This is a genomic window from Mesorhizobium sp. CNPSo 4671 (genome assembly GCF_057784245.1).
Genome location: NZ_JBWLUW010000002.1, coordinates 137,334 through 163,303, shown reverse-complemented (window position 1 = coordinate 163,303; position 25,970 = coordinate 137,334). Strand labels below are relative to the sequence as shown.

At 61.9% G+C, this 25,970-nt stretch carries 23 protein-coding genes, 1 tRNA gene and 2 pseudogenes; 13 read left to right on the top strand and 13 right to left on the bottom strand.

Annotation, left to right across the window (positions count from 1 at the left end):
- Positions 1-26: 26 nt before the first annotated feature.
- A complete protein-coding gene (locus tag AC04SF_RS05155) occupies positions 27-962 on the bottom strand; it encodes a class I SAM-dependent methyltransferase (protein ID WP_488476814.1) in 936 nt (311 codons plus the stop codon).
- A complete protein-coding gene (locus AC04SF_RS05150) occupies positions 854-1,984 on the bottom strand; it encodes a glycosyltransferase family 4 protein (protein ID WP_488476813.1) in 1,131 nt (376 codons plus the stop codon). The genes AC04SF_RS05155 and AC04SF_RS05150 overlap by 109 nt, the downstream gene beginning before the upstream one ends.
- A 243-nt stretch (positions 1,985-2,227) precedes the next feature.
- On the opposite strand from AC04SF_RS05150, the gene AC04SF_RS05145 reads away from it, so the two are divergent.
- The 5 genes from AC04SF_RS05145 to AC04SF_RS05125 are packed head-to-tail and all read left to right on the top strand — an operon-like array spanning position 2,228 to position 8,829.
- Positions 2,228-3,508: a nucleotide sugar dehydrogenase gene (locus AC04SF_RS05145; protein ID WP_488476812.1), complete on the top strand. Its 1,281-nt coding sequence runs from the start codon at positions 2,228-2,230 to the stop codon at positions 3,506-3,508.
- Positions 3,509-3,540: 32 nt separating this feature from the next.
- Positions 3,541-4,560: an NAD-dependent epimerase gene (locus AC04SF_RS05140; RefSeq protein WP_488476811.1), complete on the top strand. Its 1,020-nt coding sequence runs from the start codon at positions 3,541-3,543 to the stop codon at positions 4,558-4,560.
- A 46-nt stretch (positions 4,561-4,606) separates the two neighbouring features.
- Positions 4,607-5,401, top strand: coding sequence for a class I SAM-dependent methyltransferase (locus AC04SF_RS05135; protein WP_488476810.1), 795 nt, complete (start codon positions 4,607-4,609; stop codon positions 5,399-5,401).
- Positions 5,402-5,407: 6 nt separating this feature from the next.
- Entirely contained in the window at positions 5,408-7,378 is a 1,971-nt protein-coding gene (asnB, locus tag AC04SF_RS05130) for an asparagine synthase (glutamine-hydrolyzing) (protein ID WP_488476809.1), read from the top strand.
- Positions 7,375-8,829, top strand: a complete 1,455-nt coding sequence (locus AC04SF_RS05125; protein WP_488476808.1) for an O-antigen ligase family protein — start codon at positions 7,375-7,377, stop codon at positions 8,827-8,829. Before asnB ends, AC04SF_RS05125 begins: the two co-directional genes overlap by 4 nt.
- A gap of 517 nt (positions 8,830-9,346) precedes the next feature.
- On the opposite strand, the gene AC04SF_RS05120 is transcribed toward AC04SF_RS05125, so the two are convergent.
- Positions 9,347-10,264, bottom strand: coding sequence for an NADP-dependent oxidoreductase (locus tag AC04SF_RS05120; protein WP_488476807.1), 918 nt, complete (start codon positions 10,262-10,264; stop codon positions 9,347-9,349).
- Positions 10,265-10,495: 231 nt separating this feature from the next.
- Positions 10,496-10,882 carry a hypothetical protein gene (locus AC04SF_RS05115; protein WP_488476806.1) on the bottom strand — a complete coding sequence of 129 codons (387 nt, stop codon included), beginning with the start codon at positions 10,880-10,882 and terminating at the stop codon, positions 10,496-10,498.
- A 69-nt stretch (positions 10,883-10,951) separates the two neighbouring features.
- Between AC04SF_RS05115 and AC04SF_RS05110 the strand changes: the two genes are divergently transcribed.
- Positions 10,952-11,821 (top strand): AraC family transcriptional regulator, encoded by an 870-nt coding sequence (locus tag AC04SF_RS05110; protein WP_488476805.1) that lies wholly within the window; start codon positions 10,952-10,954, stop codon positions 11,819-11,821.
- Positions 11,751-12,230, top strand: a pseudogene (locus tag AC04SF_RS05105) (tyrosine-type recombinase/integrase); the annotation flags it as partial. The gene AC04SF_RS05110 and the pseudogene AC04SF_RS05105, both read left to right, overlap by 71 nt.
- 84 nt (positions 12,231-12,314) lie before the next feature.
- Here AC04SF_RS05105 and AC04SF_RS05100 read toward each other — a convergent pair.
- Positions 12,315-12,390: transfer RNA gene (locus AC04SF_RS05100), tRNA-Ile, on the bottom strand.
- A gap of 134 nt (positions 12,391-12,524) precedes the next feature.
- Here AC04SF_RS05100 and AC04SF_RS05095 point away from each other — a divergent pair.
- Complete coding sequence (locus AC04SF_RS05095; protein WP_488476804.1) at positions 12,525-13,238, top strand: SIMPL domain-containing protein; 714 nt, start codon at positions 12,525-12,527, stop codon at positions 13,236-13,238.
- 213 nt (positions 13,239-13,451) lie between these two features.
- Here AC04SF_RS05095 and AC04SF_RS05090 read toward each other — a convergent pair whose 3' ends face one another.
- From AC04SF_RS05090 to AC04SF_RS05080, 3 genes are all read right to left on the bottom strand, one after another.
- A complete protein-coding gene (locus AC04SF_RS05090) occupies positions 13,452-13,838 on the bottom strand; it encodes a hypothetical protein (RefSeq protein ID WP_096448972.1) in 387 nt (128 codons plus the stop codon).
- Between the two features lie 205 nt (positions 13,839-14,043).
- Entirely contained in the window at positions 14,044-14,490 is a 447-nt protein-coding gene (locus AC04SF_RS05085; protein WP_258582123.1) for a YcgN family cysteine cluster protein, read from the bottom strand.
- Positions 14,491-14,850: 360 nt separating this feature from the next.
- A complete protein-coding gene (locus tag AC04SF_RS05080) occupies positions 14,851-15,753 on the bottom strand; it encodes a hypothetical protein (protein ID WP_488476803.1) in 903 nt (300 codons plus the stop codon).
- Between AC04SF_RS05080 and AC04SF_RS05075 the strand changes: the two genes are divergently transcribed.
- Positions 15,739-17,022 (top strand): OmpA family protein, encoded by a 1,284-nt coding sequence (locus AC04SF_RS05075; RefSeq protein ID WP_488476802.1) that lies wholly within the window; start codon positions 15,739-15,741, stop codon positions 17,020-17,022. The genes AC04SF_RS05080 and AC04SF_RS05075 overlap by 15 nt on opposite strands.
- 315 nt (positions 17,023-17,337) lie before the next feature.
- Positions 17,338-17,700: pseudogene (locus tag AC04SF_RS05070) on the top strand (YqhA family protein); the annotation flags it as partial.
- Positions 17,701-17,865: 165 nt separating this feature from the next.
- Here the strand turns inward: AC04SF_RS05070 and AC04SF_RS05065 are convergent.
- Positions 17,866-18,732, bottom strand: coding sequence for an SDR family oxidoreductase (locus tag AC04SF_RS05065; RefSeq protein WP_488476801.1), 867 nt, complete (start codon positions 18,730-18,732; stop codon positions 17,866-17,868).
- A 183-nt stretch (positions 18,733-18,915) separates the two neighbouring features.
- On the opposite strand from AC04SF_RS05065, the gene AC04SF_RS05060 reads away from it, so the two are divergent.
- Together AC04SF_RS05060 and AC04SF_RS05055 are read left to right on the top strand one after the other, a co-directional pair.
- Positions 18,916-19,182 (top strand): type II toxin-antitoxin system VapB family antitoxin, encoded by a 267-nt coding sequence (locus AC04SF_RS05060; protein WP_095204197.1) that lies wholly within the window; start codon positions 18,916-18,918, stop codon positions 19,180-19,182.
- Positions 19,179-19,568, top strand: coding sequence for a type II toxin-antitoxin system VapC family toxin (locus tag AC04SF_RS05055; RefSeq protein WP_488476800.1), 390 nt, complete (start codon positions 19,179-19,181; stop codon positions 19,566-19,568). The genes AC04SF_RS05060 and AC04SF_RS05055 overlap by 4 nt, the downstream gene beginning before the upstream one ends.
- A gap of 4 nt (positions 19,569-19,572) precedes the next feature.
- Here the strand turns inward: AC04SF_RS05055 and AC04SF_RS05050 are convergent, their stop codons facing one another.
- Positions 19,573-20,208, bottom strand: coding sequence for a helix-turn-helix transcriptional regulator (locus AC04SF_RS05050; protein ID WP_488476799.1), 636 nt, complete (start codon positions 20,206-20,208; stop codon positions 19,573-19,575).
- An 8-nt stretch (positions 20,209-20,216) separates the two neighbouring features.
- Positions 20,217-21,089 (bottom strand): S1C family serine protease, encoded by an 873-nt coding sequence (locus AC04SF_RS05045; protein ID WP_488476798.1) that lies wholly within the window; start codon positions 21,087-21,089, stop codon positions 20,217-20,219.
- Positions 21,090-21,315: 226 nt separating this feature from the next.
- Between AC04SF_RS05045 and AC04SF_RS05040 the strand changes: the two genes are divergently transcribed.
- Positions 21,316-22,266 carry a S1C family serine protease gene (locus tag AC04SF_RS05040; protein WP_488476797.1) on the top strand — a complete coding sequence of 317 codons (951 nt, stop codon included), beginning with the start codon at positions 21,316-21,318 and terminating at the stop codon, positions 22,264-22,266.
- 7 nt (positions 22,267-22,273) lie between these two features.
- On the opposite strand, the gene AC04SF_RS05035 is transcribed toward AC04SF_RS05040, so the two are convergent.
- Together AC04SF_RS05035 and AC04SF_RS05030 are read right to left on the bottom strand one after the other, a co-directional pair.
- A complete protein-coding gene (locus tag AC04SF_RS05035; RefSeq protein ID WP_488476796.1) occupies positions 22,274-25,354 on the bottom strand; it encodes a P-loop NTPase fold protein in 3,081 nt (1,026 codons plus the stop codon).
- A 182-nt stretch (positions 25,355-25,536) separates the two neighbouring features.
- On the bottom strand, positions 25,537-25,962 hold the full coding sequence (locus AC04SF_RS05030) for a VOC family protein (RefSeq protein WP_488476795.1): 426 nt from the start codon (positions 25,960-25,962) through the stop codon (positions 25,537-25,539).
- Positions 25,963-25,970 lie beyond the last annotated feature (8 nt).

The following is a 25,970-nucleotide window of genomic DNA, read 5'->3' as shown; positions in this document are numbered from 1 at the left end:
GCTGTCGATCTCCCGAAGCCGCCGCATCAGTTCGGTTTGGATTGCACCTTGTTCGGGTTCTGAAAGAGAAATTCCGTGCAAGCTTCACCCGTGGATATTCTGATGAGTTCGAAATCGAACCGTTCCTTCAGGAAATCGACCACGGCCTGATCGTCGGCGAACTCCATTGGCCAGCCACCCAGCCAGTCGCGGACGTCGGTCATGTAGCTCATGCCCCGCCCTTTCTTCTTCTCGTAGATCTGCTTCAAAAGCAGCGGCAGTCGAAGCGGATTGCCGCCAAGGCCGAAGCGCCAGATGTACCAATATTCCATCCACCACCTTTGCCGAGGGTTGGCGGCATTGTATCGCCGTTTCACATCGAGCCAGAATTGCGCCGAAGGCTGCACGACATTCGACGAATAGAGAGCGATGAAGAAGAGGCCGCCAGGCGCTACCCTGCCCGCAGCATTTTCGATCGCTTGCCACATGGCGCCGGTGTGGTGGAGCACGCCCCAGGAATAGACAAGGCTCCAGGTGCCGAGCGTCTCCAGAAAGCCGGCATCGAGTACGTCGCCTCGTTCGACGGCCCAGTTCGGCGGATCCCCGGCCAACTTGCGCAGCTTGCCGGTGGTACTTACCGAAAGCGGATCAAAGTCGAAGGAATGTATCCGATCCGCTTTTGCGTCGAAGGCGGCAAGCGAGTGCAGCCCGCTGCCACTTCCGATGTCAAGAAAATCCATCCCTTCGAGGCTCTGTTTGCCTAAGAAGGACAGAAGCTTATCGGCCGCCATCTGCCGACGTTCAGCCGAGTAGTGCTTGTCAATGAACGACGCCCAGTTGGCTCCAAACTCGTACCGGTTCGATCCTGCAAATGTCATTCCGCGGCTCGGTGTCCGACTTCGATAATTTCCATCATATGAGCGGTAACTTTCTGAATATCGTAGCGCTGTTCGGCAATCGATCGGCTGTTCTTGGCCATGCATTCGGCTTCGTCTGGGTTGTCGATTAAGCGGATCATGGCTTCAGCCAGAGGAGTGGTGGCGCCAACCGGCACCAGCAGGCCGTTCACCCCGGGCACGATCGGCGCGCGGCAACCCGGCGCATCCGTCGTGATCACCGGGCGCCCCATCGCCATGGCCTCCAGGACCGAGCGTGACGTCCCCTCGCGATAGGACGGAAGCACGAAGATACGCGAATCTGCGATCACTTGACGGACGTCTTCGACCGGCCCGTGATAGCGGATGGTTCCGTCCGCGACTGCTGCCTCAACTTCTGATACCGGAAAGCCCGAGGGATTTGGATCCTTGTCTCCGACCAGGTCGAAACGAGCGTCAGGTCTGACTGCCTTAACCAGCTTCGCCGCACCCAGATATTCAGCGAGGCCCTTGTCGCGGAGCAGGCGTGCAATCATAAGAAATCGTGGCTGCTCGGGCAATGACGCGACTTTGAACCGGTCCAGATCGACTCCTGAGCCATTGACGACATTGGCTGGCGTGCGCCCGAGCAATCCCAGGCGACGGAAGTCATTCCGGTCGTCGTCGTTCTGGAAGGTGACCGTGGTGGCAACCCGAAGGCTTGAGGCATAAAGAAGCCGAGCTACTGCGTTTACCATCCTCCAGCGTGGTGACTTGTGCCGGTCCGTGAAGGCATAGCCAAGGCCGGTGACAAGCGCGTGCCGTCTCGGTGTCCCAGCAATCAGCGCCGCCGGCATGCCGTAGACAATCGGCTTGATCGCACAGGTCAACACCACCTGGGGCTTGATCTCTCTTAGCCATTTGTGAAGACGAAAGGCCAACAGCGCATCGCCGAACGGAGCAATACCGGCACGCTTCATTGGCAATGGATGAAACTGGACGCCGTTTTCGGTCAGCCAACGAACGGTCATCGCATCGACTGGCGCCATGGCATGAACTTCGTACCCGGCATCGCGCAGCGCAAGAAGCAAATGCCCCCTAGTGGTTGCCAGGGACTTTGGTTCGCTCACAATGACGACGATTCGCTTCATGCGGTCATTTCTTGGGCTGCCTGCTCCCGACCATTTGACCGTTGTAGATTTTTGACACGCGAAACCCAATGCTGCCGCATGTTATCCACAACATCGATGATCGTCGGCAGATGGCACCACGAGAAGTGGTCCCAGACTACTTTTGAGGAGGGACTTTACCCCTTCGCAACAGCGTGTCGTTGAATTGACGTAGCGCCTGCCATACAAGCACTTCGACTCACAAGTTACCTGAGGGATCTGCGGATGTCCGAACGCATTGCAGTTATCGGCCTGGGATATGTCGGCCTGCCGGTAGCCGTGGCGTTTGGAGAAGTTTTCCCAGGCACGATAGCTTTCGATATTAGCGAAAGTCGGATCCAGGAACTGCGAGGCGGCGTCGATCGCACCGGCGAGGTCGACACGACTGCGCTGAAGACATCCTCGATCGTACTTACGACCGACCGGGAGACGCTGAATGGCGCGACGTTCTTCATCGTGGCAGTGCCAACGCCGATAGACGTCAATCGCGCTCCCGATCTTGGGCCTCTGAAACTGGCATCGGAACTTGTCGGAGAAGCGGTGAGCAAAGGCGCGGTCGTCGTCTTCGAATCGACGGTCTATCCAGGCGTGACCGAGGATTTCTGCGGACCAATAATCGAGCGTATTTCCGGCCTTCGGCATCCTCACGACTTCGCGCTCGGCTATTCGCCTGAACGGGCCAATCCCGGTGATCGCGAGCACTCGCTACGACGAATCGTCAAAGTTGTGTCCGGCGAGAACGCCGAAACGCTGGAGCGCGTGGCAAGCGCCTACGCTCGTATCATCGATGCAGGTGTCTACCATGCTCCGTCGATTAAGGTGGCCGAGGCGGCGAAGGTCATCGAGAACACCCAGCGCGATTTGAATATCGCGCTGATGAATGAACTGGCCATGATCTTCGAGCGCCTTGATATCCGCACTCAGGATGTTCTCGATGCAGCGGCGACCAAATGGAACTTCCTCCCCTTCAAGCCCGGCTTCGTCGGCGGACACTGCATCAGTGTCGATCCCTACTATCTGACTGCCAAGGCCGAGGCCGAGGGCTACCACCCGCAGATCATCCTTGCCGGCCGTCGCATCAATGACGGCATGGGAGCCTTTGTTGCCCAGCAGGTCGTCAAGCAATTGATCCGCTCGGACATGCCGGTCAAAGGGGCGTCTGTCGGCGTTCTCGGGTTGACATTCAAGGAGGACGTGCCGGATCTGCGCAACAGCCGCGTTTTCGACATGATCAAGGAACTGAGGCAGTTCGGAATTGTCCCTAAAGTCCACGATCCTCTTGCCGATGCCGAAGCCGCACGACGCGATCATGGTGAAACGATCCTGCCGCTCGACGAAATAGACGATTTGGAGGCGCTTGTTCTGGCGGTGCCGCACAATCATTACCTGCAGAGCGAAAGGTCCCGCCTGTTTCAAATGCTTAAGCCGGGTGGAACACTGTTCGACATCAAGTCTGCTATCAAGCCGAATGAAATTCCTGACGAATTAAAATATTGGAGCCTGTAAGGCTCCACCTGAAATTAGCGCTAGGATATGCCGTGACATCAAGCAGGCCCGTTCTGATCACCGGCACCGCCGGTTTTATAGGGTTTCATCTTAGCCAGAGGCTGCTTGCCGAGGGCCGGCAGGTGATCGGTCTCGATTCCATGAACGAGTATTACGACGTCTCCCTGAAGCAGGCGCGGCTGGAGCGGCTGAAGGCATTCCCGCACTTTCGCTTCGAGCAAGTCGATCTCACCCAACGTGACCGGATTTTGGCGCTGTTCCAGACGGCCATGCCCGAAATCGTCGTCAATCTCGCCGCGCAGGCGGGCGTGCGCTATTCACTGACCAATCCGCACGCCTATGCGGAAAGCAACCTCAATGGCTTCCTCAACGTCCTGGAGGGATGCCGGCAAACCTCGGTCGGTCATCTGGTCTATGCGTCGTCGAGCTCGATCTATGGCGGCAGTACGCGCATGCCGTTTTCCGTGCACGAATCGGCTGATCATCCGCTCAGCCTCTACGCCGCCAGCAAGAAGGCTAACGAATTGATGGCGCACACCTACAGCCATCTGTTCGCGCTGCCGACGACAGGATTGCGCTTCTTCACTGTCTATGGTCCGTGGGGTCGGCCGGACATGGCCCTGTTCATCTTCGCCAAGGCCATCCTCGCCGGCGAGCCGATCGATGTCTTCAATCATGGCAACATGCAGCGCGATTTCACCTATATCGACGACATCGTGGAAGGCATTGTCCGCGTCATGCGGCATCCGGCGACCACCAATCCTGATTGGAAAAGCGTCGAGCCGGACCCCGCGACCAGCGATGCGCCATTTAGGATCCACAACATCGGCGGCAATTCGCCGGTTCAGCTCAATCGCTTGATCGAGGTGCTCGAAGACGCGCTGGGGCGCAAGGCGAACCGCAATCTCATGCCCCTGCAACCGGGCGACGTGCCGGCAACTTTCGCCGATGTCAGCTCTCTCGAGGAGGCGACGGGCTTCAAGCCGCAGATTCCGATCGAGATCGGGGTTCCGCGTTTTGTCGAGTGGTACCGGGAGTTCTATCGAGCATGATGCGCAGAGTCTGTGCTTCGCAAAAAAGACGGCAGGTGGTGAGCCCATGAACGCGCGCTATGATTTCGGCCGCAACTGGTCCGGGCTTGCCGTGCTGTTCGAAGAGGAGCATCTGGACCGGGCTTGCCAGGATTTGCGCCGCCTGGTGGGCGATCTGGAGGGGAAGACATTTCTGGACATCGGCTGCGGATCGGGCCTGCATTCAGCGGCCGCGCTGCGGCTGGGCGCAGCGAAGGTCACAGCGCTCGACTATGACGCAGACTGCGTCGAGACGACCAGGGCCGTGCTGTCGCGATTCGCCCCGCAAGCCGATTGGAGCGTCGAGCGGGCCGATATCCTCGATAGGACCTCGCTTCCGACTGGAACGTTCGATGTCGTCTATTCGTGGGGTGTGCTGCACCATACCGGAGACATGTGGACAGCGATCGGCAACGCCGCCGGCTTCGTCGGCCGCAGCGGGCAACTGGGCATCGCTATCTACCTCAAGACACCGCTTTGCGGACTGTGGACGGTCGAAAAGCGGCTCTATGCCTCGCATCGGTGGCTGCGGCCTCCGGTCAAGGCACTGTTTGTCTCGGCCTATATGGTGGCGAGGACTCTGCGCCACCGCGATCCGTTCTCGTTTGTAAGGAACTACCGCACGCGTCGAGGCATGGAATTCCTTGCCGATATCGACGATTGGCTCGGCGGCTACCCCTATCAATCGACATCGGCCATCGCGTTGGAGACGGCCATGGAGAAGCTTGGGTTTCGAACCAGGCAGCGCTTCAACGTGACACCTGGAATTGGCCTTTTCGGCACCGGTTGTGGCGAATGGTGTTTCGAGCGAACGGATCAATAGCGCCAGATGTGCGGGATCGTTGGCATTGTGGGTGGAACGGCCGCGACAAGCTGCGGCGGCCTCACCGTGCGCCGCATGGCGGACAGGATCCGGCATCGCGGACCGGACGGCGACGGCGTCTGGAGCGATGCCGAAGCCGGCATCGCACTCAGCCAGCGCCGGCTGGCCATCATCGATCTGTCTTCGGCCGGCGCGCAGCCAATGATCTCGCACAACGGGCGCCATGTCATCGTCTTCAACGGCGAGATCTATAATCACGGCGAGATGCGTGCGCATCTCGACCGGCAATTTGGCGTCCATGCCTGGCGCGGGCATTCCGACACCGAGGTTTTTCTGAACGCCATCGAAGCGCTCGGAATCACAAAGGCTCTTGAACTGGCCGTGGGCATGTTTGCGTTCGGAGTGTGGGACCGACGAGAGAGAACGCTCGTTCTCGGCCGCGATCGTTTGGGGGAGAAGCCGCTCTATTACGGCCGGATTGGCAAGGCTTTCGCCTTTGCCTCCGAGCTCAAGGCGTTTCAGCCGCTGCCGGACTGGCGTCCCGAGATCGACCGCGACGCGCTGGCGCTGATGATGCGCCATAACTACATTCCTGCGCCTTACTGCATCTACCAAGGCATCCGGAAATTACGGCCCGGCCACTTTCTCGTCCTTGCCGATCCTCAGCGCGATCCGCGCGTCGAGAGTTATTGGAGCGCGAGCGAAGTCGCCGCGCAAGGGCAGCGGCATCCTTTCCAGGGCAGCCCCGAGGAGGCGGTCGACGAGGTCGAGCGTCAGCTGCGCCGCTCACTTGAGGGGCAGATGATCGCCGACGTGCCGCTCGGCGCCTTCCTGTCGGGCGGCGTTGATTCTTCCGCGGTCGTTTCGGTCATGCAGTCGATCAGCGCGCGGCCGGTGCGCACCTTCACGATCGGCTTCGATGAAGCGGGCTACAACGAGGCCAACCATGCCAAGCAGGTGGCGCGCCACCTCGGCACCGATCACACCGAGCTTTATGTCAGCCAGGGCGACGCGCTCGATGTCGTGCCGCAGCTGCCGGGCATCTATTGCGAGCCGTTCTCGGACTCCTCGCAAATCCCGACATTCCTGGTCTCCAAGATGGCGCGCGGCAGCGTCACCGTGGCGTTGTCGGGCGACGGCGGCGACGAGCTGTTTTCCGGCTACACCCGCTACGCGCTCGCCGATGCGTTCTGGAACAAGCTGTCGCGCATACCGATCGGCTTGCGGCGTGCTTCGGCCAGCCTGGCGACGCTGCCGTCACCCGCGCTCTACAACAACGTCGCCGGCGCCATCATGCCGATCTTGCCGCGACGCCTTCGCCGCGAACGCGTCGGCGACAAGATCCACAAGGCCGCGTCCGTGCTTTCGTTGCGAAGCATGGACGATGTCTATCGTCGGCTCTGCTCGCATTGGGAGCCGTCAGAGATCATCCCGGATTCTGTAGAGCCACCCACCATGCTGACGGGATTGGAAGCGCTTCCAGAATTGTCCGGCAACGTCGAGCGGATGATGTACATCGATATGATGAGCTATCTGCCGGACGACATACTGGTGAAGGTCGACCGCGCGGCAATGGCCGTCAGCCTCGAGACCCGCGTGCCGCTGCTCGACCACCGCTTGATCAGCTTAGCTCTGTCGCTGCCGCTTTCCATTCTGCGCGCCGGCGGCCATACGAAATGGCCACTCAGGCAGCTGCTTTACAGACACGTTCCCAAAGCGCTGGTCGAACGCCCCAAGATGGGCTTTGGCGTGCCCATCGACGCCTGGCTGCGCGGCGCGCTGCGCGAATGGGCCGACGCGCTGCTCGATGAGCGCCGGTTGCGTGAAGACGGCTTCTTTCAACCCGACGCGATCCGGCGCGCCTGGTCCGAACACCTTTCCGGGCATCGCAACAATCAATACCTGCTTTGGGATGTGCTGATGTTCCAATCCTGGCGGGAAGCGAGCCAAGGAGTTTCGTCGGCGGTTGCGGCTTGAACAGATATCAAGGTGGGGCCGGTTTGGTTTTGTCGCATCCGCTCACGCAGTTGGATGAAGGGCAAGACAGTTCCGCACTACCGGATACCAAAGCGAGCGGCTATACGGATTCCGGGCACAGGGCAAAGTACGGTGAGCGCGGATCGTTTGAACGATCCGCGTGTGACCTCGACGACTGCGAAGCAAAGGCATTGAACCTGTTTACATCGCTCCGGCGCCAACTCACGGCCGAACAGGTCAACCGCTACTTTTCGATCGCCTGCTTCTTTTCGCCACCGGTACTCGGTTCGGTGGTGAGCTTCGTCTTCCATGGCGGCGCGCTCTGGTCCTTGGCACTGCTCGCGACCGGCCGACGGCACCTGAACATCGATCGACCGATGCTTGCCATGACCATTTCGATCTATGCCTACTGCGCCGCGCAGATCCTGGCGTCGATCGTAAACGGTACGCTGCGGGCCGATGCCACGCATTTCCTGCCCCTGATCACCTTGCTGTTGTTCCCGATCTCCTATTCGACGTGGAGCATCACCGACAAGGCGACCCTTGCACGCATTGCCGTGCGCGCCAGCGCTGCAGCATGTGTCGGGTCGCTGGCGCTGGCCATCGTCCAATACCACTGGATTGGGATGCTGAGAGCCGAAGGAGGGGCCGGAAATCCCATCGTGTTTGCCACGGTCACCTGCCTGGCCGTGATGACATGCCTGGCAGGTGCTCTATCTGGGGTAGAGAAAGCCTGGAAGCCCCTCACAGCGGCGGCGCTTGCGGGTGTCGTGGCAGCTATTTATTCGGGCTCGCGCATGATTTGGGTGGCCTTGCTGATCGCGGTTGTGGTCGTTCTTGTGATCAATCGCCAAAGGGTTTCCCGATCAGATATGAGGCAGTTGCTGGTGATTGCCGGCGCCTCAACGCTGCTGATAGCGGCAGTCACGTCTCCAATCATCGTCAATCGCACATATGTCCTGTTCGATGACTGGAATGCCCTCGCCGCCAAAGGCGATTATACCACGCCGCTCGGGTTGCGGGTTGGGTTGTGGGACATCGGGCTCGATGCCTTTCGCCGAGCGCCTGTTTTTGGTCAGGGAATGGCTGCCAGCCGGGAGCTTTCAAGGCAGGGGTTCAAGCAGCGCTTTGGGTCGAGCGAAGGCTTCAACCACTTCCACAACGGCTTTCTGACGGCGTTGGTGCAGGCTGGACTCGTAGGTTTGCTAACGTTGGCTGCAATCTTCGTCGTGGCAATCCGGAATGCGACAAGAATCCTGCGCATCAGTGCCGATCCGCTGGAGCGGTTCGGCGCCACCATGATCGTGGTCACCGTCATAATATACGTTATAGGCGGCCTGACAGGCATCCTTGTCGGCCACGATATTCTCGACACGACGCTGATGGTCTTGCTGGTTTCCGGAACATACCTGGCTTGCGGACAGACGCTTTCGCCGATCCGCAAGAGTTAGCCAACAAATCGACTTTCTGCTTTCAGGAAGCCCCAAAATGGGAATGAGTGGCTGGCTTAGCGTCTTGAATCAATTTGGGCGAACCGCCTCATAATCCATTGACAAATAACGATTATGTTAGTCGCTAAGGGTCAACGTTTCCTATAGGAAATCAATATGTTGGCGGATGGTTCGCCAAGCCATTTCCTTCGTATTCTCTCGTATGGTCTGGCGAACATAAGGACCAGGAGAAGGACTAGTTTTCCCTCCACGAGGTGCCTCCTCATCCCACAAAGAAGGTCGATGAACCCGTGACGAGCGCGGCTGGTTTGGGGCCGTTGGCGAACCGTCCGACTTGGATCCAAAGGAACTGCTGTTCGGCAGTGACCCGCCATGCGCCGGTTTTGTTGTGGTCTACGCCGTAGCCGATCTTCGAAGGGCTAGTCGTAAGCGCGTCGTCATAACGCTCAGCGCGTGGCCCGGTGAGACGCGTAGACGATAATCGAGGAGAGAGGAACCGCCCTCTCTCCCCAAGGTCTTACGGACGGATGCGGATGACCGTCTTCCCCCTGTGTCGCTCGCTCGCGTTGAAGGTTGCAACGGCCTCGTCGAGCGCCGAAACCTTGCCGATGTTCGTCCGCAGTCGTCCGTCCCGCACCCGCTGGACGATCTCACTCAGTTGGGCGCGATCGGACTCGACAACGAAGTCAACCGCCAGGCCGTCTGCGGGCCGCGCCTCGGCCGGGCCGACGACGGTCACCAGCGTTCCTCCCGCCCTGATCAGAGCTGCGGACCGCTTCTGGATGTCCCCGCCGATGACATCGAACACCAGATCGACTCCACCGACGTCTTCCAGGGCGTCGTTCTCGAGATCGACGAATTCGTTTGCGCCGAAATCCAGTGTCTTCTGTCGGTCGGCGGCGCGTCCGGTGCCGATGACATAGGCGCCGGCCTCTCGTGCGAGTTGCGTCACCATCGAACCGACCGCACCGGCTGCGCCATGTGCAAGGACGCTCTGCCCCACCTGAAGACGGCCGTGCTGGAAGAGTCCCTGCCACGCGGTCAGACCCGAGATTGGCAGGCTCGCGCCCACTGTGAAATCGACGTCGCCTGGCAGCGGCGCGAGGTTGCGTGCTTCCATGGCAATATGCTCCGCCAGTGTGCCGTCGCGATACCAATCCGCGAGACCGAACACCCGCTGTCCCACTGAAAGACCCGTGGTGCCATAGCCGAGCGCGGTGACCACTCCGGCCAGCTCGTGTCCAGGGATCGACGGCGTACGCGCCTGGTCGCGGCGGTCGGTCCAAGTCGAAGGCCACTCCAACTCGGTCGGAACGAAGCCCGACGCATGAACCTGAACGACGACGTCGTTTATCGCTGCCTGTGGCTTGGGCCGCTCCACCAGTGTCATGCCGGCCGTTCCCGCAAACTGGTTTGTCACAATGATCGCTTTCATAGGTGTCGTCTCCTCAGACATTTGTTGGTTCAGGTTAAATTGCAGGCGCGGAAGGGTCTTCGATCTCACGCAACCAGTTATCGACCCGACACTTTGCGCGACGACCTTGATGTCAATTTGCTCGTGTGCCGTAGTGACACGGATCGCCATTGTGGAGCGAACCTGGGTGGTTCAAGCACCAGCGGCCGAGGGTTAACTCGGCCGCTGCCGCATCATGTTAGCAAAAGGCTCTTAGGGGTGCGCCGTCTTCAGCGCGCGCTCCCCGCTTTCGGGCGCGTTGAGCACGAAGGTGACAAGGAGAACCGCAGCACCGTTCGCCCAGTAGTACCAGGCGTCCAGCCCCTGCAGGCCGAGCACGAAGGGCACGGCGACGAAAGTAACGCCGACGAGGCGGTCAACCGCGATATGCAGCCCATATGGCAGCACTCGGACTACACCGGTCCTGTGATCGGTGAACAGGGTCAGAATGAGGGCGGCGACGCCGGTTGCGACTGACACCCAAAGCGCCAGCGGATTGGCATGGCCGAGTCCGAGCAGGAACGGCGTTCCCATCAGACTCAGCGCGACGGGATAGTCGAGGAAGGCGTGAACGGTCTTTGTGACGAAGCGAATATTCATGGGACTCTCCGGTTGATCGAGGACTGGGACTTGCACACCGCTCATATGGAAGACTATGGGTGACGCTTGGTGCCAATTATTTTGCCGATCGTCCCGATGGACCCTTTCGCTGCCCTGTTCGCCCACGCAACGCCGACGGCCCGGACGTTCTTCACCGGGAAGCTGTGCCAGACGTTGCAGTTCACTGGAGTGGGCCATTTGCACCTGTTCAAGGCAGGCGCGCTTACGGTCACCCAGGACGGACAAGCCGACCTCGAACTCGTCGAGCCGACCCTGCTGTTTTTGCCGCGCGGGCGGACCCACAGTTTCGCAGTTGATCCCGAGCGCGGAGCCGACCTCGTATGCGCGACGGTCGAACTCGGGGGTGCGGAGGGCAACCCGATTGGCCAGGGCTTGCCTGAATGTGTGGTCCTGCCGCTCGCTGCTCATCCGGCGCTGGGCCCGGTTTGTGATCTGCTGGTCGGCGAAGCCTTCTCCGAAGCTGGTGGCCGCCAGGCGGCGCTCGACCGGCTGTTCGACTATCTCCTGATCCTGATCGTGCGTCACGTCGTTGAGAGCGGCGCCATTTCGACCGGCGTGCTCGCCGGGCTCGCCGACCCACGCCTGGCAAAAGCGCTGACCGCGATGCACGAGGCGCCGAAGAAGCCTTGGAAGCTTGAGGATCTGGCCGACGTTGCGGGCATGTCACGCACGCGGTTCGCCGATCATTTTCGGACGCTGGTCGGCCTGACGCCCATTGAGTACCTGACGGTCTGGCGCATGACGATCGCGCGCCAGCTTCTCGGCAAAGGCAAACCGGTCAAGAGTGTCGCAGCGCAGGTCGGCTACGACAGCGCGGCCGCCTTCTCGCGCGTGTTCAGTCGGGTGACTGGGCAGCCGCCGCGGCGACGTCGCGGGCCTGCGCTGGGATCAGAGGGTCACCCGCCGTGTCTTCATTGACGGTGTCGAGCGTCACTTCGACGGGTTTGATATCGTTCAGGCCAAGAACAAGGGACGAACAGGTGGCAAACGGCTTTTCGTGCCGATCACACCGATGCTGTCTGAGATCTTGGATGCGGCCGACAGGCGCGGCGAGACCATTCTGGTCAACGGCTATGGTGAGCCCTTCTCCGCCAAGTCACTGACTGGGATGATGGCGCATTGGTGCAAGCTTGCCGGTCTTCCGAAGGGACTGACCCTGCATGGTCTGAGGAAGTCGCTCGGTGTTTATCTGGCGGAGGCCGAGGCCTCAACCAGACAGCTCATGGACGTATTAGGGCACGACGATATCGATCATGCGGAGCTCTATTCGCGCGAGGCATCGCAAGTACGGCTGGCGGTCCAGGGAATGGATCGAGTCGTGCGTCTGGTGACGCGCAAGCCGATGCTTGGCGAACCTATTGGCGAACCTCGTGGCGAACCACCCCATAAAGCCGTTGATGAACAACGATAATGGTGGGCCCGGAGGGACTCGAACCCCCAACCAAGCGGTTATGAGCCGCCGGCTCTAACCATTGAGCTACAGGCCCCACGCCGGCTGGATTAATGTTTTTCGCTTCCCGGCACAAGGCTTTCCCGACCGGCTTTCGCGGATCGCCCAAATCAACCCATAATCGCGCTCTACGCGACCTTCGCGACTGGATCGCAGACCAAGGAGATTTTCATGACCAAACACCTTTTGCCCCTGGTGCTCGCCGCTGCAATCGCTTTTCCGGCGATGGCTGGAGCCGCCGATTCGCCGACGCCCGCCCGCATCATTGTTTCGGGTGAGGGCGAGGCGACTACCCCTCCCGACCTGGCGTTGCTGTCGCTCAGCGTCATGCGCGAAGCCAAGACGGCGCGTGCGGCACTTGACGCCAACAACGACGCCATGGCCGCCGTGATCGCGGCGATGAAGGCTGCCGGCATCAAGGATCGCGACCTGCAGACGGCGGGCATCCAGATCAACCCGCGCTACAACTACACCAACAAGCCCGATGGCAGCCAGGAGGCCGAGCTTGTCGCCTACCAGGTGACCAACACGCTTGCGGTGCGCGTGCGCGACATCGACAAGACTGGCGAGATCCTCGACAAGGCCGTGTCGCTCGGCGTCAACCAGGGTGGTGGCATCTCCTTCACCAATGACAACCCGGCGGCGACCATCGACGCGGCCCGCAAGAAAGCGGTGGCCAACGCGATCGCCAAGGCCAAGACGCTTGCGGAAGCCGCCGGCGTGAGCATTGGCCGGGTGCTGGAGATCTCCGACCAGAACATCGCCCCGCCGCCGATGGCGATCAACGCCAAGGCCTTCGACGCCGCCGCCGGTGCGGCTGTGCCGACGCAAGCCGGCGAGAACGCCTACAACGTCCAGGTCACCGTCACCTTCGAACTGAAGTAGGCAGCCCGAATGATGCGTGGTCGAGCTTTGCCCGACCACGCATAAATCCTTCGGCAAATGCCGTGCATGAAAAACCCCGCGGGATCGCTCCCGCGGGGTTTTTTCGAGCCGCACCCGTCCGATGGGGAAAGGGGCTCCGCTACTTCAGACTGACCCATAGGGTCATATCCCAGGCTCATCTTCGTAGAAGATGATGCCACTACTGATCTTCCCTCAGCGATAGATGACCGGGCAACCGCGCTCGTTGGCGAACACGATGACGACGCGGTCGCCGTCCTGGCGGCCCATCACCTTCACCGTGCGGCGGTTTACGTCGACGATGCGGGCGCGGTAGAGGCCCATGCGTTCGGCCTTGTCGAGGGCGCGGTCCGGCGAGCAGCCGCGGCGCCAGCCGTCACGGCGCCAGTCGTCACCGCGCCAGTCGTCACGGCGCTCATCGCGGCGATGCCGATAGCCGTCGTCGCCGGCATAGACACCAAAGCGCGGATCCTGGTTGTTGCCGAAGCCGAGATAGAGGCTGTCGGCATGGGCAGGAATGGCCGCCAGCGTGCCGAGGCCGACCAGGGCCGAAAGGGCCGCCGTCTTGATCGTGTTGTACATGGTTCTTTCTCCTTGCTGCGGGCTTGCGCCCGTCCTCGTGAAACCGATGATGGGAGAATGCATCAGCCTGTGTGAACTGTTTACGAACCCGCCGTTCATCTGCGGTTCATGTGGCGGGAAGAGGAAATCTTCGCCAGCTTTCGAACAATGCATCCCCAAAAATCTTGCACCGGTTCCTTGTTACGGAACCGTGCGGACACGGGCCTTACGGCTCGTCGTCCAGCATATAATCAAAATAATCCTCAGGCTCGGCCAGCTCGGTCTCGCTCGCCTTGACCCGGCCGCGCATCGAGATGCCGGCCTCGTGCACGGTCTCGGCGCTGCCCGACACCAGCCGATGCCACCAATAGAGGTCGCGGCCCTCGGCCACCAGCCGGTACGCACAGGTGCTGGGCAACCAGCTGATGGTGCGCACATTCTGCGGCGTCAGCCCGACGCAATCGGGGACACGCGCCAGCCGGTTGGCGTAGTCGGAGCAGCGGCAGGTTTGTGCGTCGAACAACCGGCAGCCGACACTGGTCCAGTAGATCTCGCCCGTATCCTCGTCCTCGAGCTTCGACAGGCAGCACTTGCCGCAGCCGTCGCACAGCGATTCCCATTCGGCCGGGCTCATCGCTTCCAGCGTCTTTGTTTTCCAAAACGGCGTTTCCATTTTGGGGATGTGGCCCCAGCGGCGGCCGAGGTCAAGCGTGACAAGGGTTGAAATGCGGCCGCAACTCGGCCGAATGACACGAAGTTGCCTTCAAAAGGCCGGCCATTCGCCCTGTACGGCATCTATCCCCGGCAAACTGGAACCAATCGGGCTAAGATCGGTTTTGGCAAGGATGGGACCCCACAAGGAGAGTTTTCGATGAAACGCCAACCACGGATTCTGGCAGGCACCGCACTTGGCCTGTTGATGGCATCCGCGCCGTTGGGCGCGTACCCGCTGCAAGGCAATGCCGCATTCGGCCCGGCCCAGCGCACGTCAGCCCCGTTCACTTTGGCGCAAGCCGCTTGCGCCGAGGGCGAGTCAGCCGAAGCCTGCGCACAGAAGCAAGGGAAGAAAAAGCAGGAGCAGCCCGCCCAGGCGGAGCAACCGGCGCAAGGTGAGCAGCAGCCGCGCAAGAAGCGTGACCAGCAGCAACAGCAGCAGACCGAGCAAGCCCCCGCCGACCAGCAGGCGCAGCCGGAACAGCAACCCCGCAAGAAGCACAACCAGCAGCAGCAAACCGAGCAGGCACCCGCCGGCGAGGCCGCTCCCGCAATCGACCAGCAGCAGCCGCGCAAGAAGAAGCGCGATCAGCAGCAACAGCAGATCGAGCAGGCACCCGCCGGCGAAGCCGCCCCCGCAACCGACCAACAGCAGCCGCGCAAGAAGAAGCGCGATCAGCAGCAACAGCAGATCGAGCAGGCACCCGCCGGCGAAGCCGCCCCCGCAACCGACCAACAGCAGCCTCGCAAGAAGAAGCGCGATCAGCAGCAGCAGATCGAGCAGGCACCCGCCGGCGAAGCCGCCCCCGCAACCGACCAACAGCAGCCTCGCAAGAAGAAGCGCGATCAGCAGCAGCAGCAGACCGAGCAGGCGCCCGCCGGCGAGGCCCCTGCTGGCCAGGCTGAGCCCGCCAACGACAACCAGCCGACCAAGCCCGGCAAGAAACACAAGCAGGACCAGCAGAAAGCGGCGCCTGCCGAGCAGGCCCCGGCAGTAACGCCAGAAGCCGCTCCGACGCCGAAGGAAGCCCCTGCCGGCGAAGCAACGACGCCCAAGGTTGAATCGGCTCCGGCCGGCGAACAGCCGGTCCAGGGCGAACAGCCCCAGGACAAGACAAAGAAGCACGGCAAGAAGCCGACGGGTGAACAGCCTGCCAATGGCGAGCAGCCGGCGACAGGCGAGCAGCAGCAGACGGGCAAGCAGCCCGTGACAGGTGAACAACCGGCCAATGGCGAGAAGCCGGCAACCGGTGAACAGCCCGCCAATGGCAACACGGCCGCGCCTGTCCAGGGCGAAAACCCCGTGCAGGGCGAAGCGCCTGCCGACAAGAACGCTGCCCCCATCCTCGACAGCCAGAAGGATGCCGAGCGCAAGGCTGGCGGCCGTAAGCATGGCGGCAAGGCCGGCCAGAACGGCCAGCAGCAAGATGGTGGCCAGAACGCCCAGCAAGGCGGCGACCAGGGCCAGAAGCCGGTGGTCGCTCCCGTCGACCAGGGTCCGCCTCCAACCGACGACAAGGCAGCCCAGCAGGAGATCAAGCCTGAAAAGCTCGTCCCGGTAACGGAAGAAAAGGGCAAGCGCCTCGACCGGGCGCCTGACGAGAACATCCGCGACCGCCGTCGTCCGAAGGGCGTTGACGTGCTCAAGGAGATCGGCGACCGCGTCATCATCCAGCTCGGCGGCCAGACGATCGTCCAGAGCAATGACGCCCCGCGCATGAACCGCGGCGCCAAGGACGTCTATTACGAGGATCTGTCGCAAGGCCGTAGACGCGAGACGATCCAGCGCGACAATGGCGTCCAGATCGTCACCATCCGCAACCGTTACGGCGATGTCATCCAGCGTTCGCGCATCACGCCGGATGGGCGCGAATATGTGCTGAGCTATGTCGACGAGCGGGACTATCAGGATGAGGGCGACTGGCGCGATCCCGGCGATGACCTGCCGCCGATGCGGCTCAACATTCCGCGCCGGCAGTACATCCTCGATTCCGAGGACGTCGAAAGCGATGACGACTACTACACCTTCCTCGACCAGCCGCCGGTGGAGAGGGTCCAGCGTCTCTATTCGATCGACGAGGTCAAGCGTTCGGCACGCGTGCGCGACATTGCACGTCGCGTCGACCTCGATACGCTGAACTTCGAATTCGGCTCCTCCTCGATCTCCGACACCGAGGTGCAGAAGCTCGAGGGCGTCGCCAACGCCATGGAGAAACTGCTGAAGAAGAACCCGGCCGAGACCTTCCTGATCGAGGGCCACACCGACGCCGTCGGCACGCCGGAAGCGAACCTTGCTCTGTCGGACCGCCGCGCCGAGGCGGTTGCCGAAGCGCTGACCAATGCCTTCGGCATCCCGCCAGAGAACCTGACGACACAGGGCTATGGCGAGGAGTATCTGAAGATCAACACGCAGGCGCCCAACCGCGAGAACCGGCGTGTCGCCATCCGCCGTATCACGTCGCTGGTGGCACCGGTCGCCAGCAACAATTAGGTCATGATTTCAAAACCATGACCTGGTTTTTGGACTCAATGCGAAAAGCACCCATCCCCGGCTCGATCGGGGATGGGAAAGGTTCGGATCCGGGTCCCGGACTCAAGAAGATTTGTACCGGCATTAGAGCCGGATCATTGAATCGCGAACCCGCTCACCCCAGATTCAGGGCTGGGCGTTCCCTGCCCCGTCCCGACTCCAGCGGGATGCATTGAGCCCCGCCGGCCCTCTCCGGCGGGGTTTTTTGCTGTCTTGCAAAATGCATCGGCGTGGTCGAAATACGGCCTGATCACCGACCACAATCGGAACCACTCCATGAGGCGTCTCGAACTCGCCATCGAATCGATCAATCTTGCCTCGCGCTGGCTGCTGGTCGTGTTCTATATCGGGCTTGGCCTGGCTCTGGCCGTCTATGCGCTGTCCTTCGGCAAGAAGCTCTACGAGTTCATCACCACGGTGTTCCCGCTCGGCGACACCGACACCATCCTGAAGATGCTTGGCCTGATCGATGCAGCGCTGGTCGCCTCGCTGGTGGTGATGGTCATCATCTCGAGCTATGAAAACTTCGTCAGCCGCTTCGACGACCAGGATGGCGGCGGCGTGCACTGGCTGGGCACGATCGATGTCGGCTCGCTCAAGGTCAAGGTCGCCTCGACCATCGTCGCCATCTCCTCCATGAGGTAGCTCCCTTCTCCCCGTTATACGGGGAGGTGAGAAGCATCCTGCCGAAGGCGGGCCAATCGACAACGATTTGTCGATTGAAGCGACGAACGCCCGGAGCCATAGCGCAGGGGCTGTGCCGGAAGGCGGATGAGGGGCAACGCCGACAGGCCGTGATTTTCGTCAGTAGATGCTTTTGATCTTGCTGTCCGTGCGGGCAAACACCTCGTCCGGCACGAAAAAGTCGCCGGCCAGCGGCCCGGTCGCGCCTGGTGAATAGACCGAGAAATCCGTGACACCTTCGGCGCGCAGCACCTCTTCGTCGATGTAGAAATTACCTGATGTCTCGCGCGACGGCCGCATGAAGATGGCATGCGCGGCATCGGCCATGATGTCGGGCGAACGGCTCATCGCCGCGACCGTGGCACCGCCCAGAAGATTGCGCACCGCCGCGGTGTCGATGGTCGAGATCGGCCACAGCGAATTGACGGCGATACCGTCCTTGGCGAACTCCGCACTCATGCCCAGCGTGCACATCGACATGCCGAACTTGGCCATGGTGTAGGCGACATGGTTCTTGAACCACTTCGCCTTCATGTCGAGCGGCGGCGCCAGATTCAGGATGTGAGGATTGCCGGCCAACTTCAGGTGCGGAATGCACATTTTGGACACCAGGAAGGTGCCGCGCGTGTTGATCTGATGCATCAGGTCGTAGCGCTTCATGTCGGTCTCCAGCGTGCCGGTGAGCTGGATGGCGCTGGCATTGTTGACGCAGATATCGATGCCGCCGAATTTCTCCACCGTCCTTGCAACAGCCTCGGCCACCTGCGCCTCCTCGCGGATGTCGCACAGCACGGGCAGCGCCTTGCCGCCGGCCTGCTCGATCTCTTCAGCGGCGCTGTAGATCGTGCCCGGCAGCTTGGGATGCGGCTCGGCGGTCTTGGCCGCGATCGTCACATTGGCGCCGTCGCGCGCGGCGCGCAGCGCGATCGCCAGCCCGATGCCGCGCGATCCACCGGAGATGAACAGCGTCTTTCCCTTGAGCGACATTTTTCCTCCGCGTGCTGACCCATTCTTCTGGGCCGATCCTTGCCCGTGCGGCTCGCGGATACAAGAGCTTGCCGCGGGAAGCCATGGTGACGCTGCGGAGGCTTTGTTGATCGACAGCGCCCGATATCTATTGGATTTACCGAGGCTCGGGTATATATTCTATACAAACAGGCAGAATATAGAATGGCACTATCGATCAAGAACATGGAAGTGGAGCAACTGGCGCGCGAGCTTGCCCGTCGCCGCCACGTGTCCGTGACAGAGGCTATCCGCCAGAGCCTCGAGCGCGAGGTCGCGCGCGAACGGCTGGTGCCGCGCGAAGACGCCAGTGATCTGTTTCAGCGGTTGATGGCGATTGCCGACAGCGCCGGAAAAATTCCCGAACGCGAAGATGCGATGACCGACGACGAAATCCTCGGTTACGACGAGTTCGGAATCCCGACGAAATGATCATCGATTCCTCGGTCTTGGTCGCTATTCTGCGTCTCGAGCCGGGCTACGAACGTTTCGTGCTCGCGATCACGCAGGCCAAGAGACGGCTGCTGGCAGCGCCAACGTATCTGGAAACAACGATGGTGCTCGCGGGTGCCCGGCAAGATGAAATCCTGGATCGGCTAGACACCTTCCTGCGGACCGCCTCGATCGAGACGATCCCCTTCACCGCCGACCACGCAGCCGTCGCCCGTCAGGCTTTTCTGCGTTACGGCAAGGGCAGGCATCCGGCGGCGCTGAACTTCTGTGACTGCATCGCCTACGCCACGGCCCGGCTTGAAGCCATGCCGCTTCTGTTCAAGGGTGACGATTTCCGGCTGACCGACATCGAAGCGGCGGTATGATCGATCAAACCAGCACCAGCCCTTGCCGCATCGCAATCGCGATGGCATCGGTGCGGTTGGCGGCGCCCAGCTTGATCAGGATCGCGGCGACGTGGAATTTCGCCGTGTGCACGGAAATGTTGAGCCGCCGCGCGATCACCTTGTTGGGCGCGCCTTCGGCCAACAGCGCCAGCACTTCCGCCTCGCGCGGCGAAAGCGTCGGGCGAACGGCGTGGTCATCGACCGGTTCATCCTCGAACGGCGCGCCCTCGCCCGGATGAAAATCCTCATCGCGTCCACGGCCGCCATCGCCCGTGACGCGATAGCCAGCCGCCGCCAGCCGCGCCGCCGCGGCGATCAGCAGATCGTCCGCACCCGCAGGCAGGACGGCAAACACTTCGCCAGCGGGCCGGTCGCCGCCGGCGCGCCCCGACAGCAGCACCCGTGGTACCGAGGCCGGCACGGCATCTCCGCTCCTGTCGTCGACGATGGCGACGTCGGCCCTGCCGCCGCCGGCCACAACCGGCAGCAGATCGTCGCTCGCGGCAAGCGTGGCAGTCAGGCGCTCGGCGCGCGCGGCATCGCCAAGCGCAACCAACACCACCAGCCGCCGCGAGGCGGCGCTGTCAGCCATGATCCGTTCGCCGGCGAGCGCTTCCATCGATCCTCTCAGCTCAGCGGCTTTTCGCCGATGGTCAGCGCAACATCGCGCTGTTCACCGCCACGCACCACGCCAAGCGTCACCGAAGCGCCGGCGCTGTCCGGGCCGAGCCTGCGGATCAGGTCGCGCGGGCCATGCACCGCCTCGCCGTTCCAGGCCACGATGATGTCGCCCAGCGACAGGCCGGCGGCCTTGGCCGGGCCGGCGTCATCGAGGCTCATCACCATCGCGCCATGGGCGTCGCGGTCGCGCACAGGATGCAGGCCGGCGCCGAGATAGCCGCGTGCGACATGGCCTTTTTCGCGCAAGGTCGCCACCGCCCGCTCAATCGTCTCGTAGGGCATGACCAGCGCACGGCCTCGCGGCCCGAACAACAGCATGCCGATCAGCGCCCCCTTGGCGTCCAGCACCGGACCACCCTCGAAGCGGCCGCCGGCACCGACGGCCAGATGGATGCGCCGGTCGATCGTGCCGCCGCGCATCGAACGCCAGGCCGGACCGACTTCCCCGACCGAACCCGACACGGCCAGTGCCGAGCCCTGGCTGTTGCCGATGGCGATGGCGATATTGCCCGGCCGAACGGCATCGGCCTTGGCAAGGACAGGCGCGGTGGCCGCCTCCGCGGGCTTCAACAGGGCGACGCCCGTTGAAGGATCGCGACCGACCAGTTCGGCCTTCACCGCTCCGCCCGAAGCCAGCGTCAGCTCGATCTCCTCGCCGGCCTCGACAGCCTCTTCGGCAGTGACGAAATAGCCGTCGCGCCAGTGGAAGGCGCTCGCCGTGCGGTGGTGATGCGTGGCGAAACTCGCGATCGCCGGTGCCGCCGCGGCGGCGAGGTCGGCAACGGCTTGCGAAAACGCATTCAGATTGAAATCACTCATGATGGTCTCCTGGGGTTCGTCATGTCCCAGATATCGCCCGACGGCGCCCCTGGAGGTACTCGCCTGACGGCTAGTTGGCGGTTTGACTGGCCATCTGGTCAGGTCGCGGCGGTTCCAGCCGCTCCGCACATATAGTGCGTGTCGCCCAAAAGTGCTCAGCGGTTTTGGGACAACGACACACACAGGAAAAAAATCACGATCAAGCCTGAAAACACGGAGCCCTTCCATGGCCCTCGCCGCCGCCAAATTCCAATCTGACGAGACGCTGCTCGACGCCTATTCGACGACGGTGGCCGATGCCGTCGACCGCATCGGTCCGGCCGTCTGCCGCATCGAGCGTATTGGCGGCCAGGGCGGCCATGGGTCGGGTTTCGTCATTGCGCCGGACGGGCTGGTCGTCACCAATTTCCATGTCGTCGGTGACGCAAAAACAGTTCGTGTGTCGATGCCGGACGGCGCCTCCAGCGAGGGCCGTGTGCTCGGCCGCGATCCCGACACCGATATCGCGCTGGTGCGCGCCGACGGCAGTTTTTCCGACGTGGCGCCGCTCGGCGATTCCAAGCGGCTGCGGCGCGGCCAGATCGCCATCGCCATCGGCAATCCGCTCGGCTTCGAATGGACGGTCACGTCAGGCGTCGTCTCGGCGCTCGGCCGCTCGATGCGCGCTTCGACCGGCCGGCTGATCGACGATGTCATCCAGACCGATGCCGCGCTCAACCCCGGCAATTCCGGCGGGCCGCTGGTGTCGTCGGCCGGCGAGGTCATCGGCGTCAACACCGCCATGATCCACGGCGCGCAAGGCATCGCGTTTGCGGTCGCCTCCAACACCGCCAATTTCGTCATCTCGGAAATCATCCGCTTCGGCCGTGTGCGCCGCGCCTTCATCGGCGTCTCGGCCGACACCACCAATCTGCCGCGTCGCGCGGCGCTGTTGTCGCAAGTGTCGACCAGCACGGCCGTGCGGCTGCGCAGCGTCGAGAAGAACGGCCCGGCGGCCAAGGCGGGGCTGAAGGAGGGCGACATCATCGCGGCCATAGACGGGCGCCCGGTCACCGGCGTCGACGACCTCGTGCGCATGCTCGACGCCGAGCGCATCGGCCGCGAGACGCTGTGCACGGTGGTGCGCCGCACCGGCGTCAGCCAGGTGACGGTGACGCCGGTGGCGAGGGCGGGCTGAGCGGAGATCACGACTCTTCGCTCGGAGCCGGTTTCTTCGATGACGCGACGTCGATCAACTGACCACTCGCGGGTGGCAGAATCTGCCTGAGTTTCAGGATACGCGTCGTTGTGATGGCACAGTCCTGCCATTCCTGATCGCCCTGAAACTTGATGATCGCCATCACTTCGGCTTTCGCTTTCAGCGCGACCAAGAACGCGTCGGTATTTTCTACAGGCAGATGAGGCACCGGCTCATCCGGGTGGTCGAGCAAACGATTGGCGAGGCCGGGATAGGTGCTTAGCGTAAACCAGCTTTTTGGCCATTCGATCATCAGGATGATCCACAATGCCAAGATCTTCCAGTCGAACGAGCCAGGTTGTACGCCCTGCTCAATGCGAGCGACCTCTTGCAGAAGCGAGACGGCATTGATGATGCGCTTGATCTGGCGTGGATTGGGGGGCAGTACCGAAGACAAAGCTTCGAGCCGATGTCGCGTGGCGGCCTCGACCGTTTTGTCCGTTGCCGCCCGTAGCGACAGGCGCCTGTCGAGGTCAGTGAGCACAACTCTGGCCGCCGCTTCGCTCACTGCGCTGGTCTTGATGTCTTCGCGCACGGCTTGGGCAGCGCTTTCGCGCTCTAGCGCTTGGTCTTGCCGCAATATCGCCTCCACGCGGCCTTGAAACGCACTGTTCAGGGGCGAAGCAGCCTCGAACTCTGCTTCCTGTGATGGCGGGGCCGGCTTTATGCCCAGCAGATCGCGCACATAGGAACGGCGGGCATTATCCGAAATGTTCGGCAGGACGAAGGAGAACTGGATCGCCTTTTCGGCAAAGCGGGCACCGAACTCATGTTCCGGCCCAACATGAATCCCCTTCATCGCCTCGTTGACCTTGGTGAAACACTCCTCGATCCAGTCGCGGTCGCCAAGCAGGATGAACACCAGACGCGGACTTTTGAGGATGGTCTGCATGCCACGGATCAGTTCGACGACGAATGTCGGCTCACAGCGATCGAGGTCATCGATGACCACCAGGACCGGGCGCTTGAGCGACGCCATCATTTTCGCAAAATGCTCGCGGAAACGATCGAGCGGGTCGCCGGAACCCAGCGCGTAGTTCTTTGCCGCATCGGGAGTGCCGGACAGCAAGGTCGAACTCAGCGTCGACAGCACGGTCCATATCAGCGGTGCCCCTCCCACAAGCGCGGCGATGACCACGGAAACAAAAGGACCGAGGCTAGTGGTGTTCGCATTGACCCCCTTGTCATCGAGTTTGAGCAGGCCAAACCGAAAGAAGAGGATGACCGCAACAATACCCAACGCGGTCACCGCCACCTTGTTGCGGATATCGGGCGTCCACACGCGCCAGACCATTTCGCGCAGCCAGCACCATGACCCGTCAGCAGCGCGCAGCAACGGCGAAAGGTAGCCTTGCCCAACCGTCGGCGGTTGCGGCACCGGCGGCGCGTTGGGCACCGGGTTGCCGGATGCGTCGGTCGCCGGAGCTGGCTCGACCAACAAGTCCTCGGCATAGATGGCGTCGGTCGTCTGCTTGCGGATCGCTTGATAAAACACCCACCATGGCGGCAGCACATGCTGATGCTGCCAGGCGTTGAAGGTGACGATGTGCCAGGGTCGCCGATAGGATTCCGGCCAGAAATTTGGGTCGCCGAGCGGCAAGCCCAGCATCCAGGCCGGCGGTGGGCCGGCCACCCTGTACGGATTGAGCAGGCGGATCAGGAAATTGGCGAAGCTGGTTTTGCCGCCACCCCACGGTGCGTCGATGTGAACGACGAAGCCCGGCGGCGGTTCCCTGGCTGGACGTTTGGGCCAAAGACCTGTCCAGCGCGCACTGTTGCCAGCGTGATTGTCCTGCGGCTTTTCCTTGTTGAGCTGATCCCAGACCTGATTGAGCCGCCCCGCCAGCACGAAGGCCAGATCCGACCGGTTGAGAAAATCGACATCGGGATCGGTGGAGTCATCGAGGAAGCTGGTCTCGACTGCGGAGGTTTCTGGTGACGGCGCCGGCGGTGATTCCGGCGGCGGCTTGGTCAGTGTGGCTTCCGATTCCATCTTTGGATCGGGATCGCCAACGAGATCCTTCATGTCCTCCTGGGGCGCAGTGCGGATGGTCCCGTCGGCGGCGGATGAAATCGGTCCTTTGCTTCGACGTTTGCGAGCCGTCGTCAGTCGTGGACCTGTTATCCTGCTGGATTGTGTAGTGGATTCGGAGCCTTCGGGCGGCAGCATGCCTTCCAGCCCGTCGGAATCATCCGTAGGATTTTCGGAAGCAGGGCTGGCACGCCATCTTGCTATATCTGCATTCACTCTGATCGGTTCGCGGCTCCACCATGTGTTTGATTGAGCGGCTACGCGCAGGTCGACTGTCTCGCCCAAATAGGTTGTTGGTCGCGCTCGATGGCTATTCGGCAAAATCGCCCGATACCATTCTATCCAAAGTTTGAATCCTGCCCTGGCCAGATCAGGATCCTTGACCATGTTGTCGAACGGCGCGCGGACCCAAGGCGGAAAATTGGCCTGAAATCTCGAATCGCCGCGCACGTCAATCAACCACAGCGGCTCATTGATCAGCCTGCGAGCAGCTTCCGCGGAGCCGAGGCTTTCCAGTTCAGACAAGAAGGACACATCGGAAGCAACACTTTCCCTTATCTGGGCTGCGCCGACGCTGCTCGCAACGGCGCTACTGGCATTTGCCGCGAACTCGGCAGTGATCGCTGCCGAGCTTTTCGTTCCTCTATCGCTGAAGTCGGCAGCCGTGACAGCGGCTTGAACGACCGCGACCGGAGCAACAGCTCGAATGTCGCTGCCAACGACCATGGACTCGGCCATGACGGTGCCAGCGTAAGCAGCATCCGAAGTGGCTGACCGCATATCTTGCGTGGGGTACCTGCGGGCAAACCAGGAAATAAACGCAGCCCGAAAAACAACCAGAAGCAAGCGTTCACGGGAAATCGGCGCATCGGCATTGGCCAGCGGGAGCACTCTTAGCGCAAGCCGCGCCGCAATCGCCTGCGCCCATTCCGGCGGCTTGTCCGCCAGCCAGTTCTCAAGCTCTTCTCGACTGCCAATACTGATCCGGTCCGCCACCCTCAGCTCCCTCCAGCCTCGGCTCAGGATGGCCGCAGTCTCGGAGCTGCGCAAGCAGAGAATATGCAGGCCTCTGCCGGGCAACAGTACGTTGAAAATATTGTCGCGGTTCTATTGGCGCCGCCGTCATATTCCTTCAGTCGGACGGTACTTTCTAGCCATTCGTTACTTCAGACCATCACTCAAACCCCCGCCGCCCCCTCCGCATATTGCGCCAGGAATTCCTCGCTGGGCGGGGTCGGCTTGATGACATCGATTAGCACGCCGTTGGGGTCGCTGGTGATGAAATGGCGCTGGCCGAAGGGTTCGTCGCGCAGCGTTCGCAGGATCGGCAGGCCGGCGGCAAGGACCTGCTCGTAGACCGCATCGGGGTCGCGGACCTCGAAATTGATCAGCAGGCCCGAGGTGCGCCCCCGCCCCTCTTCCGGGATCGTCTCGTGGTCGCCCTGGACGATGCCGAGATTGACGCGTTTGTTGTCCACCGACTGCAGATGCACGTACCAGTCGCTTTCAAACAGCGGCTGGAAGCCGAAATGTCTGACGTAGAATGCCGCCGTGCCGGCAACGTCACCGGTCATCAGCACCGGATAATAGCTCGTCGTCTTCATCTTTCCTT

Excerpts from the sequence above, each read along its gene's own strand:
- AC04SF_RS05155 (WP_488476814.1), bottom strand. The coding sequence starts at position 962 with ATGCATGGCCAAGAACAGCCGATCGATTGCCGAACAGCGCTACGATAT.
- AC04SF_RS05150 (WP_488476813.1), bottom strand. The coding sequence starts at position 1,984 with ATGAAGCGAATCGTCGTCATTGTGAGCGAACCAAAGTCCCTGGCAACC.
- AC04SF_RS05145 (WP_488476812.1), top strand. The coding sequence starts at position 2,228 with ATGTCCGAACGCATTGCAGTTATCGGCCTGGGATATGTCGGCCTGCCG.
- AC04SF_RS05135 (WP_488476810.1), top strand. The coding sequence starts at position 4,607 with ATGAACGCGCGCTATGATTTCGGCCGCAACTGGTCCGGGCTTGCCGTG.
- asnB (WP_488476809.1), top strand. The coding sequence starts at position 5,408 with ATGTGCGGGATCGTTGGCATTGTGGGTGGAACGGCCGCGACAAGCTGC.
- AC04SF_RS05120 (WP_488476807.1), bottom strand. The coding sequence starts at position 10,264 with ATGAAAGCGATCATTGTGACAAACCAGTTTGCGGGAACGGCCGGCATG.
- AC04SF_RS05115 (WP_488476806.1), bottom strand. The coding sequence starts at position 10,882 with ATGAATATTCGCTTCGTCACAAAGACCGTTCACGCCTTCCTCGACTAT.
- AC04SF_RS05095 (WP_488476804.1), top strand. The coding sequence starts at position 12,525 with ATGACCAAACACCTTTTGCCCCTGGTGCTCGCCGCTGCAATCGCTTTT.
- AC04SF_RS05090 (WP_096448972.1), bottom strand. The coding sequence starts at position 13,838 with ATGTACAACACGATCAAGACGGCGGCCCTTTCGGCCCTGGTCGGCCTC.
- AC04SF_RS05085 (WP_258582123.1), bottom strand. The coding sequence starts at position 14,490 with ATGGAAACGCCGTTTTGGAAAACAAAGACGCTGGAAGCGATGAGCCCG.
- AC04SF_RS05065 (WP_488476801.1), bottom strand. The coding sequence starts at position 18,732 with ATGTCGCTCAAGGGAAAGACGCTGTTCATCTCCGGTGGATCGCGCGGC.
- AC04SF_RS05060 (WP_095204197.1), top strand. The coding sequence starts at position 18,916 with ATGGCACTATCGATCAAGAACATGGAAGTGGAGCAACTGGCGCGCGAG.
- AC04SF_RS05055 (WP_488476800.1), top strand. The coding sequence starts at position 19,179 with ATGATCATCGATTCCTCGGTCTTGGTCGCTATTCTGCGTCTCGAGCCG.
- AC04SF_RS05050 (WP_488476799.1), bottom strand. The coding sequence starts at position 20,208 with ATGGAAGCGCTCGCCGGCGAACGGATCATGGCTGACAGCGCCGCCTCG.
- AC04SF_RS05045 (WP_488476798.1), bottom strand. The coding sequence starts at position 21,089 with ATGAGTGATTTCAATCTGAATGCGTTTTCGCAAGCCGTTGCCGACCTC.
- AC04SF_RS05040 (WP_488476797.1), top strand. The coding sequence starts at position 21,316 with ATGGCCCTCGCCGCCGCCAAATTCCAATCTGACGAGACGCTGCTCGAC.
- AC04SF_RS05030 (WP_488476795.1), bottom strand. The coding sequence starts at position 25,962 with ATGAAGACGACGAGCTATTATCCGGTGCTGATGACCGGTGACGTTGCC.